Annotated in this window: 12 protein-coding genes and 1 other annotated feature; of the genes, 9 read left to right on the top strand and 3 right to left on the bottom strand. The window is 31.9% G+C overall.

Annotated features, from left to right (window positions below):
- The first annotated feature begins 334 nt into the window (after positions 1-334).
- The 5 genes from RWL85_RS05385 to RWL85_RS05405 all read left to right on the top strand — a co-directional run bounded on the left by RWL85_RS05385 (position 335) and on the right by RWL85_RS05405 (position 5,085).
- Positions 335-1,147 carry a Cof-type HAD-IIB family hydrolase gene (locus RWL85_RS05385; protein WP_314085796.1) on the top strand — a complete coding sequence of 271 codons (813 nt, stop codon included), beginning with the start codon at positions 335-337 and terminating at the stop codon, positions 1,145-1,147.
- Between the two features lie 16 nt (positions 1,148-1,163).
- Positions 1,164-1,640, top strand: a complete 477-nt coding sequence (gene rlmH / locus RWL85_RS05390) for a 23S rRNA (pseudouridine(1915)-N(3))-methyltransferase RlmH (RefSeq protein ID WP_314085798.1) — start codon at positions 1,164-1,166, stop codon at positions 1,638-1,640.
- Positions 1,641-1,748: 108 nt separating this feature from the next.
- Positions 1,749-2,627 carry a restriction endonuclease gene (locus RWL85_RS05395; protein ID WP_314085800.1) on the top strand — a complete coding sequence of 293 codons (879 nt, stop codon included), beginning with the start codon at positions 1,749-1,751 and terminating at the stop codon, positions 2,625-2,627.
- 13 nt (positions 2,628-2,640) lie between these two features.
- A complete protein-coding gene (locus tag RWL85_RS05400; RefSeq protein WP_314085803.1) occupies positions 2,641-3,435 on the top strand; it encodes a hypothetical protein in 795 nt (264 codons plus the stop codon).
- A gap of 219 nt (positions 3,436-3,654) precedes the next feature.
- A complete protein-coding gene (locus tag RWL85_RS05405) occupies positions 3,655-5,085 on the top strand; it encodes a sodium:alanine symporter family protein (RefSeq protein ID WP_314085805.1) in 1,431 nt (476 codons plus the stop codon).
- Between the two features lie 79 nt (positions 5,086-5,164).
- On the opposite strand, the gene RWL85_RS05410 is transcribed toward RWL85_RS05405, so the two are convergent.
- Positions 5,165-5,479, bottom strand: a complete 315-nt coding sequence (locus tag RWL85_RS05410; protein WP_314085807.1) for a type II toxin-antitoxin system RelE/ParE family toxin — start codon at positions 5,477-5,479, stop codon at positions 5,165-5,167.
- Complete coding sequence (locus RWL85_RS05415) at positions 5,466-5,738, bottom strand: type II toxin-antitoxin system Phd/YefM family antitoxin (protein ID WP_314085809.1); 273 nt, start codon at positions 5,736-5,738, stop codon at positions 5,466-5,468. Before RWL85_RS05415 ends, RWL85_RS05410 begins: the two co-directional genes overlap by 14 nt.
- A 181-nt stretch (positions 5,739-5,919) precedes the next feature.
- Positions 5,920-6,139 (top strand) — a binding site (T-box leader).
- 102 nt (positions 6,140-6,241) lie between these two features.
- Between RWL85_RS05415 and RWL85_RS05420 the strand changes: the two genes are divergently transcribed.
- Positions 6,242-8,884 (top strand): valine--tRNA ligase, encoded by a 2,643-nt coding sequence (locus tag RWL85_RS05420; RefSeq protein WP_314085810.1) that lies wholly within the window; start codon positions 6,242-6,244, stop codon positions 8,882-8,884.
- An 81-nt stretch (positions 8,885-8,965) separates the two neighbouring features.
- Here the strand turns inward: RWL85_RS05420 and RWL85_RS05425 are convergent, their stop codons facing one another.
- Positions 8,966-9,562 (bottom strand): hypothetical protein, encoded by a 597-nt coding sequence (locus RWL85_RS05425; RefSeq protein ID WP_314085813.1) that lies wholly within the window; start codon positions 9,560-9,562, stop codon positions 8,966-8,968.
- Between the two features lie 403 nt (positions 9,563-9,965).
- On the opposite strand from RWL85_RS05425, the gene RWL85_RS05430 reads away from it, so the two are divergent.
- The 3 genes from RWL85_RS05430 to ppdK are packed head-to-tail and all read left to right on the top strand — an operon-like array spanning position 9,966 to position 14,090.
- A complete protein-coding gene (locus RWL85_RS05430; protein ID WP_314085816.1) occupies positions 9,966-10,583 on the top strand; it encodes a CBS domain-containing protein in 618 nt (205 codons plus the stop codon).
- Position 10,584: 1 nt separating this feature from the next.
- Positions 10,585-11,394 carry a pyruvate, water dikinase regulatory protein gene (locus tag RWL85_RS05435; RefSeq protein WP_314085819.1) on the top strand — a complete coding sequence of 270 codons (810 nt, stop codon included), beginning with the start codon at positions 10,585-10,587 and terminating at the stop codon, positions 11,392-11,394.
- A 59-nt stretch (positions 11,395-11,453) separates the two neighbouring features.
- The gene (gene ppdK, locus RWL85_RS05440; RefSeq protein ID WP_314085821.1) at positions 11,454-14,090 is read left to right on the top strand and encodes a pyruvate, phosphate dikinase; all 2,637 of its coding nucleotides are present in this window, start codon (positions 11,454-11,456) and stop codon (positions 14,088-14,090) included.
- The last annotated feature ends 11 nt before the right edge of the window (positions 14,091-14,101 follow it).

Below are 14,101 nucleotides of genomic sequence, written 5' to 3' on the forward strand. Positions count from 1 at the left end.
TAAAAAACACCCCTTTCACTGTTTTGTCCAGTAAAAGGGGTACATATCATTTCTTCGAAATCACGATACTCCCTTTTCGCTATGAGAGATTAAGGTTATCTGATATAATATATTGAGTAAACGAGGTTTAAACAGATTTGTAGAATATGATTAAATCAAGGATAGAACAAGTCGTTTGGCAGTGGCAACTAATAATCTTTTCCTCACTTTGTTCGTTAAGATTAAAGTTGCTTTTGCATACGTTGTACCTAAGTGTTTTATGATCGCTTCGCTTCTTAAAACACAAATGTACAACGCAATGCACCCCCAAAGTGATAAAAAAAGGAGCTTTTGTATGATAAAATTAGTTGTTACAGATATTGATGATACGCTATTAAATAGTGATCGTGAGATTTCTAAGAAAAATAGAGAAGTAATTGAAGAGTGTAAGAAACAAGATATTAAGGTTATTTTAGCATCGGGTAGACCTGATTTTGGAATGATGAGTATAGTAGAAGATTTACAACTGGATAGTTATGATAACTACTTGCTTTCATTTAATGGGGCTAGAATTGCTAATCTTAAAACGAATGAAGTGATCTATGAGAAGTTTTTATCTCCTGAGAGAATTAAGTTCTTAATAGATGTTGCTTTGGCGAATGATTGTGATATTCTTACTTATCAAGGTGGGAAAGTTCTTACGAATCGTGATAATGAATATGCACGAATTGAGTCTGTTTTAGTAAGTGCAGAATTAGTAATTAGTGAAAATATGAAAGATGATATTAAAGAAGGTGCGGCTAAGGTAATAATACTTAAACATCCTGATGAAGCTGTTGCAGTGAAAGATAAACTTGCGCTTGAATTAGGTGATGAGTATGAGGTAGCTATGTCTAAACCGTTCTTTATCGAGATTAATGATAAGGGTATTTCTAAAGGTGTATCTTTAGATTCATTATGTAAAAAACTTGGTTTAACAAATGAGAATGTAATGGCATTAGGTGATGGACTTAATGATTTAAGCATGATTGAGTTCGCTGGTATGGGAGTTGCGGTTGATAATGCTAATCCTACTTTAAAAGAAGCGGCGAATTTTATTTCTAAGTCAAATGATGAAGATGGTTTCGCTTATGCTATTGAAAAATTTGTTCTTGGTAAAGATGTGTAGATAGAAAGAGGTTCTGATGAAAGTAACTTTGATTTGTGTAGGTAAAGTTAAGGAAAAATTTTATAGAGATGCTATAAAAGAATATGAAAAACGTCTTGGAGCATATATTAAGTTAAATACTATTGAAATTTCAGATGAAAAAGTAAAGGTAGAGAATGATTCAGAAATAGCTCTTGCGATGGAAAAAGAAGGTAACAACATATTATCGAAAATTAAAGATAATCAGTATGTTATTACTTTAGAAATTTTAGGTGAAAATTTATCGAGTGAAGAATTTGCATCAAAAATTGATAATTTAATGCTTACAGGTAAGAGTGATGTGGCATTGGTAATTGGTGGTAGTTATGGTCTTTCTGACAGTGTGAAAAAACGCAGTGATTTTGCATTATCGTTTAGTAGAATGACGTTTCCACACCAAATGATGCGTGTTGTTTTACTTGAACAAGTATATAGAGCTTACCGTATAATTACAGGAGCAAGCTATCATAAATAATTGTAAAGGATGAGGTTGTATTTTCAGACAATTTCATTCTTTTTTTGCTATTAAATTATAAAGATTTTTAGTATAATAAAGGTGAAGGAAATAAAGGAGGGAGAATTTGTGAATATATTTAAAATGACAACTAGTCAGAAAGATAATGTTATTTCTAAAGAAATAATTATTGCACTTAGAAAAAAAGGGGGAAGTGATACAAAAAGAGCGATAGTAGAGTATTTTAGAAAAAATTCAGAAGTTATAACTGAAGAATATATTGATTTTCGTCGTATTTCTGAGAAGAGTAATAAAGAATATTCACCTTTTGAGTTTTTTATTAATTTTAGTTTGAATTATTTAGAAAGAGCGGAATTTTTAAAAAAAGAAAATAAAATATATACTCTTACGGATAAAGGACGTGAGGCTAACCTTGAAGTTTTAGATTTTTCTGCTATTTACAAAAAGATTAATAAAGAAATTAAACAGAAAAAAGAAATCGTTGATATTGAAGAGGTAATTACGGTTGATGAAAAAGAAATTGTAGAAGATCAGTGGAGAGATGAGCTAATTAGAAAATTAAAAAAATTCAGTCCAGCAAAATTTGAGATGTTCGCAAGAAAACTTGTCTCTAAGATGAATGTTGAAATGGATGAAAAGATAGGGATTCAAGTTTCTAATGATGGTGGATTAGATGGGTTTGGATATATAACAAGTGATGATTTTCGAACTGCTAGAGTTGCTATTCAGGCTAAAAGATGGGAAGGGAATGTGCCTTCTCCTGAAATAGATAAGTTTAGAGGGGCGATGGATAAGTATAATGCTGAGTTTGGAATATTTATTACAACATCAAAATTTTCGAAATCAGCTATAGAAGCATCTCGTTTGGGAACTAGAGCTATTACTCTGATTGATGGTGATATCATTGCTGATTTAGTAGCTAAATATGAATTATATGTTAAACCTGTAACAACTTATGTGTTAGATGAATTTTATGATGTAGAATAAGGAGGGATTATTTATGTTTAATTTTGATGAGTACATATTACATCAAGTGTTAGCTATTGTTATAATGGTATTACTTATATTTTTTATTGTCGGGTATATTATTACAGTTGTTTTTTCAAAAATTATGTTTGATATACTTGGGGTTAGGTCAGTACTCGCATTTATACCTTTCTATAACACTTATAGAATTTATAAAGAGTACAAAGGACGTGTATGGAAAAACAATTGGGGAATAGCATATATACTAACTTTTGCGATTCCATCTGCTATAATTGGAGCCTTATTGTTATTTCTGGTAGATTTACGATTTACTACTGATGCTTTTAAGGAACAGTATGCTGGTTTACTAATTACTGGAGTTGTATTATTAGCGGTCGCGGGATTAGTAGTTTATATATTTAACTTTATTATGTTATTTATTATGTATTTACCAATCTTTGATACAAAAGGTAGAAGGGTAGCATTGTATATTCAAGCTACACTAACAATTTTATCTTCATTTAGTGGCTTTATTTTCCAAGGAGCTAGTAATAGTACATTAAGTAGTATTGTTTCACTATCACAACTAATATTCTCTATTGTCTTTATGGTTGTTTACTTTGTTGCTGCGACAGACATTAGAGCTAGAATTAGAAGTGGAGAATATGTACTTCAGGAAAAATTAGATTATAACATGCTAAGCGGTTATGAAATAAACTCTATTTTAAAAGCAAGAGGTAGAAGATTGGTCGTTCCTAACATGAATAATGGCTTCAGTGATTATCCAATGAATAATAATGAAGAAGTAAATAGAATTGAATATGTATAGACTAGAAAATCTAGGTGATTTAGAAATGATGTTTTAAATTACCTGGATTTTTCATGTGAGATTTGTAATTTACATGAGCTATTACTCAGCTATTATTAACAATTTTGTATTATACAATTAGATTTATGTAAGATTTTCTAACGTATATTCCTAAGTATGATGTTTTTAAAGTATAATAGTAGACGTAATAAAATAAATTTAACGAGGAGTTGACTCTTAATGGATAGATTTTTAGAATTATTAAACACCGTTAATGACTTTATGTGGACTTATTTCCTAATAGGGTTAGTAATGATAACTGGTATTTATTTTACATTTAGTATAAAGTTTATTCAATTTACTTATATTAAAGAAATGTTCAGACTTATTACTGAAAAGCCAAAAGTAGGCAAGGATGGAGAACAAAAAGGGGTTTCAGCATTCCAAGCATTCACTATTTCAGCCGCGTCAAGAGTAGGTACTGGAACAATTGCTGGGGTTGCGATTGCGATTGCAATGGGAGGACCTGGTTCAGTATTTTGGATGTGGGTAATGGCATTATTTGGTGGAGCTTCATCATTTGCAGAATCAACATTAGCCCAAGTGTATAAAGTTCGTGATAAAAAAGGAGTTTATCGCGGTGGACCTGCTTACTATATGGAAAAAGGTCTTGGACAAAAATGGATGGGTGTGTTATTTGCGATTGTTATTTCAGTAACTTATGGTGTAGCATTTAACTCGGTTCAAACTAACACTATTGCTCAAGCTTTACAAGTATACAATGTGGATACACATATCGCAGGGATTGCACTGTTAATTCTTACAATTTTCGTAATCTTTGGTGGTGTAACAAAAGTTGTTAAAATTACTCAATGGTTAGTACCAGTAATGGCAGTGGCGTACTTATTTATCGTATTAGTTATTATGGTTATTAATATTGACAAATTACCTGGTGTTCTTGTTCAAATCGTTAGATCAGCATTTGGTCTTGAACAAGTAGGTGGTGGAGTAATCGGTATGGGAACATCAATACTTTTAGGAATTAAACGTGGTATGTTCACTAACGAAGCTGGTTTAGGATCAACTCCTAACGCAGCAGCAACAGCTGACAGTACTCACCCAGCTAAACAAGGATTTATCCAAACTTTAGGAGTTTACTTCGACACATGTTTAGTATGTACAGCAACAGCATTCTTAATCCTACTGTATCCTGGTGTGGAATATGGGGCTGGTAAGTTACAAGGTATCCAACTTACACAAGCAGCTCTAACTTCACAAGTAGGGAGCATTGGAACAATTTTCTTAATCGTTGCAATCTTCTTATTTGGATATAGTTCTGTAATTGGTAACTACTACTACGGTGAAACAAACATTCAATACTTACTTCCTAAAAAATGGGCTGTAAATGTTTATCGTGTTATTGTATGTATCTTTGTATACGTAGGAAGTGTAATGAACTTAGATTTAGTTTGGGGACTTGCTGATGTAACAATGGGTATTATGAGTTTACTAAACTTAATCGCGATTATCGGTCTTTCTGGTGTAGTTTATGTAGTATTAAAAGACTATGTAAAACAACATAAAGAAGGAAAAGATCCGGAGTTCTATTTAGATAATTTACCAATTAAAATAGATAACGCCACAGCATGGAAAAATAAAAAAGAAGATTAATATTTAAAAGAGTACTTCAATGATAGAATTAGATTTCTAGTCATTGAAGTACTTTCTTATGTCTATTCTGGAATATTTTTTATAGGATATCAATCCATTTTTGTCTTGCATGAAGAATTCGGTGAATCATGACAGTTTTATTTTCTTCGTTTACTTTATAGAAAATGATGTAATTCTTAACAAGACATTTTCTAAATTCTTTACGGCGTAGATAGGCATCATCAACTAATCCATAGCGAAGAGGCATGATAGAAAGAGTAGAAACAGTAGATTCTATCTCGTCAAGTAAGGTAGATGCAGTAATTGGTGCATCTAAATTATGATAAATATAATGGATTATATCTTTTAGGTCTTTGTGATAGGTTTCAGAAACAAGTATTTTATAATATTCCATTTTTCAGTTCCTCTCTCAAACTTTTCATGGAATCATCAAAAGTAAGGGTACGACCATTTGTAAAATCAGATTCACTTTGTTCAAGAAGTTGATATAGTTCGTATCTTCCCATGAATTTATTGAATAAATCAATGCTCATAACAGCAAGATCTCCACGACCATTTTTTGTAATGAAAATTGGTTCACCTGTTTCATGACAAAACGAAGAGATTTCATTGTAATTATTACGTAAATCTGTACTTGATTTAATGTTTGGCATATTAACACCTCCTCTAATCTAAAGATATTATACTATTATTTCTTTAGGATGTCAAAAATATAAAAGGTAGAGGACTTTATAGAAATTAACAAATTCTTACATACTATAATTACAAAGTTTTTATTTCACTTGCATTATAAAAAAAAGTGTGTTATTATATTAAACATATTTTAATTATAAAATATATGCGATGAGCCGATAAGTAGAAGTTCTTGCGTACCGTAGGATACAGAAAAGAAATCAGTGGTTGAGAGATTTCTCCTAGGCAGGACTTTGAAGTAGCCGGTGAGCATTTAGAGTGAAAGTAAGTAGCTTTAAACGTGGTTAGAGCGTTAATCTTATTAAGTGCTAATTTATATAATTAGAATAAAGGTGGTACCACGGAAACTTTCGTCCTTATGTAGGGATGGAGGTTATTTTTTTTACCTAGAAAAAATTTCACCAATAAAACTAGTAAAAGTAAAAATAATTAATAATAAAATAAAAATTTAGGAGGAACAGTCATGACTGAAATGTCTACAAAATATAATCCGACCGAAGTAGAAAATAATCGCTACAACTGGTGGTTGGAAAAAGAAGTTTTTAAAGCTGATAATAAAAGTAAAAAGAATCCATATACAATCGTAATTCCACCACCAAACGTAACTGGTAAATTACATATTGGGCATGCTTGGGATACAACGTTACAAGATATGTTAACACGTTATAAACGTCTTAAAGGATTTGATGTACTTTATCTTCCAGGGATGGACCACGCTGGTATATCTACTCAAGCTAAAGTAGAAGCTAAAATGCGTGAAGAAGGATTAAGTCGTTATGACTTAGGTCGTGAAAAATTTTTAGAGCGTGCATGGGAATGGAAAGAGGAGTATGCTGGATATATTCGTGCACAATGGGCTAAACTTGGATTAGGTTTAGACTATTCAAGAGAAAGATTTACATTAGATGAAGGATTAAACAAAGCTGTTACGAAAATTTTCGTAGATCACTACAACAATGGTACAATCTATCGCGGTGAGAAAATTATCAACTGGGATCCAGTTCAAAGAACTGCATTATCTAACATCGAAGTAATTCATAAAGATGTAGAAGGTGCATTCTATCACCTTAAATATTTCTTAGCTGATGGAAGTGGGGATTATCTAGAAGTAGCAACTACTCGTCCTGAAACTCTATTCGGAGATACTGCGGTTGCTGTTCATCCTGAAGATGAAAGATATCAAAAATATATTGGTAAAACAGTTCTTTTACCAGTAACAAATAAAGAAATTCCTGTTATTGCAGATGAATATGTAGAAAAAGATTTCGGAAGTGGAGTAGTTAAAATAACTCCTGCTCATGATCCAAACGACTTTGAAGTAGGAGAACGTCATAACTTAGAACGTATCATCGTTATGGATGAAGGTGCTGTTATGAATGAACACGCTGATAAGTATAATGGTATGGATCGTTTCGAATGTCGTAAAGCTCTTATCGCTGACTTACAAGAAAGTGGAGTATGCTTCAAAATCGAAAAACACCTTCACTCAGTAGGACACTCTGAGCGTAGTGGTGCTGTTGTTGAACCATATCTTTCTAAACAATGGTTTGTAGACATGAAACCTCTTGCTGATAAAGTATTAGAAAATCAAAAAGATGTAGATAAAAAGGTTAACTTCTATCCACCTCGTTTTGAAAATACGCTAAATACTTGGATGGAAAATATCCAAGACTGGTGTATTTCACGTCAATTATGGTGGGGACACCGTATTCCAGCATGGTATCACAAAGAAACTGGTGAAGTTTATGTTGATGTAAACCCACCAAAAGATATTGAAAACTATGTTCAAGATGAAGACGTTCTTGATACTTGGTATTCTTCAGCATTATTCCCATTCTCTACATTAGGATGGCCAGATTTAGAAAATGAAGATTTCAAACGTTACTATCCAAATAGCTGTTTAGTAACTGGATATGACATTATCTTCTTCTGGGTTGCTCGTATGGTATTCCAAGGTTTAGAATTTACAGGAACTCGCCCATTTGAAGATTGTTTAATCCACGGTTTAGTACGTGACGAACAAGGTCGTAAGATGAGTAAATCACTTGGTAATGGTGTAGACCCAATGGAAGTAATCGAACAATACGGAGCTGATAGCTTACGTTACTTCTTAGCTACTAACTCAACACCAGGTCAAGACTTACGTTATTCAACTGAGAAAATTGAAGCAAGTTGGAACTATATCAATAAAATTTGGAATGCTTCTCGTTTCGTAATTATGAACCTTGAAGGTTTTGAATACAGTGATATTGATTTAACTGGAGAAAAAACATTAGCTGATAAATATATCTTAACAAAACTAGCTAAAACTATTGAGGACTTCGAAAGATTATTCGAAAAATATGAGTTTGGTGAAGCAAGCCGTATTCTATACAACTTCGTGTGGGAAGAATTCTGTTCATGGTATATTGAAATTGCTAAGATTTCATTAAATGGTGAAGATGAAGCTGCGAAGAAAACTACTAAATCTATCTTAGTATATGTTCTTGATGCTTCTCTAAAAATGTTACATCCGTTTATGCCATTCGTAACTGAAGAAATCTGGCAACATATCCCTCACACAGGAGATAGTATTGTAACTAGTGAATTTGCTAAAGTTGAAGAAGGTCTAGTATTTGAAAAAGAAACTGAAGATATGCAATTCATCCAAGATGTAATTACTGCAGTACGTAACATCCGTAGTGAAGTGAATGCTCCTATGTCTCGTGAGATTCCTATTAAGATTAAATACTCACAAGATAGCGTAAAAGAAGTATTATTAAATGGTAGTGCGTACTTAGAGAAATTTGCTCGTCCTAGCGAACTTATTATCGAACGCGAAGTAGAAGCAAGTGAAACTGATATTAGCCGTATTTTACCAGGTGCTGAAATCTATGTTTCATTAAGTGATTTAATCGATGTGGATAAAGAAAAAGAACGTCTAGGAAAAGAATTAGAAAAATTACAACAAGAATTAGATAGAGTAAACAAAAAACTTTCTAATGAAAAATTTGTCGGTTCTGCTCCAGAGGCGGTTGTAGCTAAAGAAAAAGAAAAACAAGCAACATATCAAGAACAATATGATAGTGTTAAAGAGAGAATAGCTGCATTAGATAATTTAAAATAGTGTAATATAAAAAAAAGAGTGGGAGTGATTCGAAAATCATTGATATTTTCGAGTCACTCCCATATTTAATTCGTATATTTATTATTTTTCTTCTTGTTCAGTAGTATTGTTTAATACTTCAGTTTCAACACGTTCTTTTACAGTATCTAGAGTTTCAGTTGATTTATTAGCGAAATCTTCAACTTTTTCTTGAACATTTGATTCGTTAACGTCTTTTTTGATATTAGATACTTGATCTTTAATTTTTTCTAAAGAAGCCATTGCTTTTTCTTTGTATAATTCTACTGATGGTTTGAAGTCTTCAACAATTTTTTTAGCTTCTCCTAGATTTTCTTTAACTTCTGAAGTGTATTCTTTAACGTTAGAAACATGTTCTTTAATATCTGTGATATTGTTAGATAGTTCTTTTCCGTAATCAACAGCATCGTTGTATTTGTTTTCTAAAGCGTCTTTTGCTTTTTTAAGATTTTTTACTAGGTCATTATAAAGATAGATTGCCGCTTCTTCTACACCGTTCTTTTTAGTGTAACGAATCATGCAACGTGTGTATCCGTAATAATCTTTAGATTTTCTCTTAACATACTCAGCGTGTTCTTCAACCTTGTTTGGATTTTTTGAATAGTAATTAGCAACGGCTATTCCTGTACCGATTGCAAATAGTTTTGATAATTTTGACATGCGATATTTCCCCTCAATTTATTATTAAGATTATTATAACACATACACACTTAAAATTAAATAAAATAGATATCGAGTAACTCTTTTTTTATATATTTATAAATAATGTGTTTAGGGAGTGACTCAAAAATCGTGATTTCGGAGAAATCGATTTTGTCGAGTCACCCCCGCAAAGTTTATTAGATATCTAAAAAGCTTTTATAAAGCAAATTTAGATATCAATAAACCACTGCGTCTATAAATTATCATATACATTTTGTTAAAATTTAGGACTTTTGGGTTGGTCCTGTTACTTCTATAAATATGTCACATTTTTAAATTATTACACATTATTTAAGTTATACCCTTGAATTAATGTGTAATATATTGTATAATACAAATTATAATACAACAAGGAGGCAGAATGAAACTTACGGAAAGACACAAAGCTATAATTGAAATAGTAAAGGATTTTCAACCAATAACAAGTGATGAGATAGCTGAAAAATTGGCGCTTGGAAAGTCTACTTTAAGAAATGATTTGGCTGTATTAGGGATGTTAGAAATTTTAGAAGCCAAACCAAATGTTGGATATTATTACAATTATAACTTTTCACTAGGAGAGCAACGTGAAGAAGTAAAAAGTAAATTGGTAAAAGATGTAATGGGGATAGCAATAACTGCCAAAACTACAGCGAATTATTCAGATGTATTATCAAAGTTGTTTGTTTATGATGTAGGGACAATTTTTATTGTTGATGAGAAAAATCATCTTGCAGGTGTTACATCGAGAAAGGATATGTTGAAATTAGCTAGGAATCCTGATGGACAAAATCTTCCTATAGCACTGGCTATGACTAGAGTGCCGAATGTTATATATATCTATGAAGATGAGCTAGTGAGCGATGCTTTAAGAAAGTTAATTTCACATGAGATAGATTGCTTACCTGTTGTAAGAGATGAAGGTGACGGGAAGGTAGTCGTTGGAAAAATATCAAAAACTACTTTAATAAAGTTATTGTTAGAGATACTGGAGGGGTAATATGTTAACTGTACATATAATTTCAGATTCAATAGGTAATACGGCTAAAGATGTTGTTGATGCAGCATTAGTTCAGTTTTCCTATGGAGATGTGCAATATAAGGTATTAAAAAATTCTAATGTTTGTACTGTAGAAAAAGTAGATTGTATTATATCTAATGCGAAAGAGGACGATGTAATAGTTCAAACTTTAGTGGATAGTACTTTATCTGAGTATATTAAGAAAAAAAGTCTAGAAAAAAATATAAAGGTTATAGATCTTTTAAGTGAAATGCTTAGTACTTTTGAAGATAAGCTTGAATTAAAAGCTAAAGGAAATCCAGGGCTAAATAGGAAGATGGGAGTGGAGTATTTTAAGAGAGTTGATGCTTTAGAATTTGCTGTTAAATATGATGATGGAAAGGATATTAATGGCCTAAGGGAAGCGGATATAGTTATCTTAGGAGTATCGAGAACCTCAAAAACTCCTTTAAGCTTATACCTTGCAAATAGAAACATAAAGGTTATGAATGTACCGATAGTTCAAGGATTGGTGTTACCAGAACAATTATATGAAGTAAAAAGAAAAATTATTGGTTTAACAAATTCTGTTGAACAACTTAATAAGTTGAGAGAAGAAAGGCTTAAAACTCTCGGAGTTGATGAAAATACAGATTATACAGATGAAATTCAAATTTTTGAAGAATTAGAATATGCAATAGAAGTAATGGAAAAACTTGGATGCCCGATAATTGATGTTGAGAATAAGGCTATTGAAGAAACAGCAGAATTGATTATTGGAATTATGAGAGAACGAGGATTAGTGATTTAGCTAAGGATTAAATAGAGAAATTTCATAAAGTGATGAAATTTCCATAGGGGGATATTAAGATGTCAAAAAAATATGTTTATAATTTCAGTGAAGGAAATAAAGATATGAGATCTTTATTAGGTGGGAAAGGTGCTAACCTTGCAGAGATGAAAAGTTTAGGTATAAATGTTCCACCCGGCTTTACTATTACTACTGAAAGTTGTAATAGTTATTATGAAAATGGGGAGAGGATTAAACCTGAAATTTTAAAACAAATAAATGAGCAACTTGAGATTTTAGAAAAAGATATTGGTAAAAAATTAGGAAGTATTGATAATCCATTATTGGTATCTGTTCGCAGTGGTGCGGTGTACTCTATGCCTGGTATGATGGATACAATTTTGAATCTTGGTTTAAATGATGAGACTACTATAGCATTAGCTAAGAAAAATAATAATTATAGATTTGCTTATGATAGTTATAGAAGATTTATTCAAATGTTTTCTGATGTAGTAATGAATGTTGAAAAGTATAAATTTGAAGAAGTTTTAACAAGAGTTAAAAATAAGAATGGCTATGAACAAGATAGTGATATGAATGAAAAGGACTTATTCAATATCGTTGAAGAGTTTAAGGAAATTTATAAAAAAGAAGTAGGTCGTGAGTTTCCGATGAGTGTTAAGGAACAGCTTATGTTAGCTATAGAGGCTGTTTTTAAATCATGGAACAATAACCGTGCTAAAGTGTACAGAAGACTTCATAATATAAGTGATAAACTAGGTACTGCTGTTAATATTCAAGCTATGGTATTTGGAAATATGGGAGATAATTGCGGTACTGGCGTTTCGTTTAGTAGAAATCCAGTCACTGGTGAAGATAAGTTGTTTGGTGAATATTTGATTAATGCACAAGGTGAAGATGTAGTGGCTGGTATTAGAACACCGAAGAATATTAGTATTTTGAAAGATGATATGCCACATTTATATAAAGAATTCGTAGGGATTTCTAAAAAACTAGAGAAACACTATAAAGATATGCAAGACATTGAGTTTACTATTGAAGATGGAAAACTATATATCCTTCAAACAAGGAATGCGAAAAGGACTCCAAATGCTGGTGTAGAAGTTGCTGTTTCATTGGTAGAAGAAGGAGTTATTACTAAGGAAGAAGCAATTTTAAGAATAGGAACTGAAGAGGTTAATAAACTTCTTCATGCCACATTTGAAGAAAAATCATTAAAAGAAGCTAAACAATTAACTCAAGGATTAGCAGCATCACCTGGAGCGGCAGTCGGTGATATTTATTTCACAGCACAAGAAGCGGTAGAAGCGGCGAAAACCAAACCTGTTATTTTAGTAAGAGAAGAAACTTCCCCGGAAGATATTGAAGGTATGATTAGTTCAGAAGCTATTGTAACTTTACGTGGAGGTATGACATCACATGCAGCTGTAGTAGCAAGAGGAATGGGGAAATGTTGTGTTTGTGGTTGTCAGAATATGATTATTAATTACAGTGAAAAAACATTGAAAATTTCAGGGATTACATTAAAAGAAGGAGATACTATTTCTGTTGATGGAAGTAGTGGTAGAATTTATCTAGGAGAAGTTGATAAAATTGATGCCAGATTCAGCGATAGATTTAATAAGCTTTTAAGATGGGCTGATGAGATTAGGAATCTTAAAGTACTAGCAAATGCAGATAATGAAATTGACGCTAAAGTTGCCTTTGAATTTGGAGCTGAAGGAATCGGATTATGTAGAACTGAACATATGTTCTTTGAAGAAGATAGAATAAGTTTAGTTAGAAAAATGATTTTAGCGAGTGATACTCATGAGAGAATTAGATTCTTAGATAGATTACAGCCAATTCAAAGTGAAGATTTTTATAGAATTTTTAAAGTGGCAAAAGGAAAATCTGTTAATATAAGATTATTAGATCCACCGCTTCATGAATTCTTACCCAAAGATGAGCAAACTGTTAAAATTATTGCCGAGGAAATAGGGGTTGGTGTTAATCAGTTAGAAGCGAAAATTGCTAGTATTGCCGAATTTAATCCTATGATGGGACATCGTGGTTGTCGACTTGGTATTACGTATCCAGAAATTTACTTAATGCAAGCAAAAGCCATTAGTTCGGCAGCGATTAGAGCCCGTAAAGAAGGTATAGAAGTAAATGTTGAAATTATGATTCCTTTAGTAGGTTTAGAAAAGGAACTTGCAGTATTGCGTGAAGAAATAGTAGAATTGGTAGAAAAAGAGATTCAATTGTATAATGAAGATTTCAATTATAGAGTAGGAACTATGATTGAAATACCACGTGCATGCATAATAGCTGATAAGATTGCTAAACATGCGGATTTCTTTAGTTTTGGAACTAATGATTTAACTCAGTTAACATTTGGTTATTCTAGAGATGATGCTGAGAAATTTATTGATATTTATAAGAGAAAGAATATATTAGAGTCTGATCCATTTATTCATTTAGATGAAAGTGGAGTGTTAGAACTCATGAAAATTGCAGTCGAAAAGGCTAAAACTGTTAAATCTGGTATTAAGCTAGGGATCTGTGGAGAGCATGGAGGAGATGAAAAATCAATTTTATTATGCTCTAAAATAGGACTAGGCTATGTATCTTGTTCGCCTTATAGGGTGATAATTGCGAGAATAGCAGCAGCTAAAGCGGCTATTGATAATATTGAAGTTGTACAAACTAAATAAAAAATTTAAGA

The organism is uncultured Gemella sp., from assembly GCF_963515875.1.
Lineage (GTDB): Bacteria > Bacillota > Bacilli > Staphylococcales > Gemellaceae > Gemella.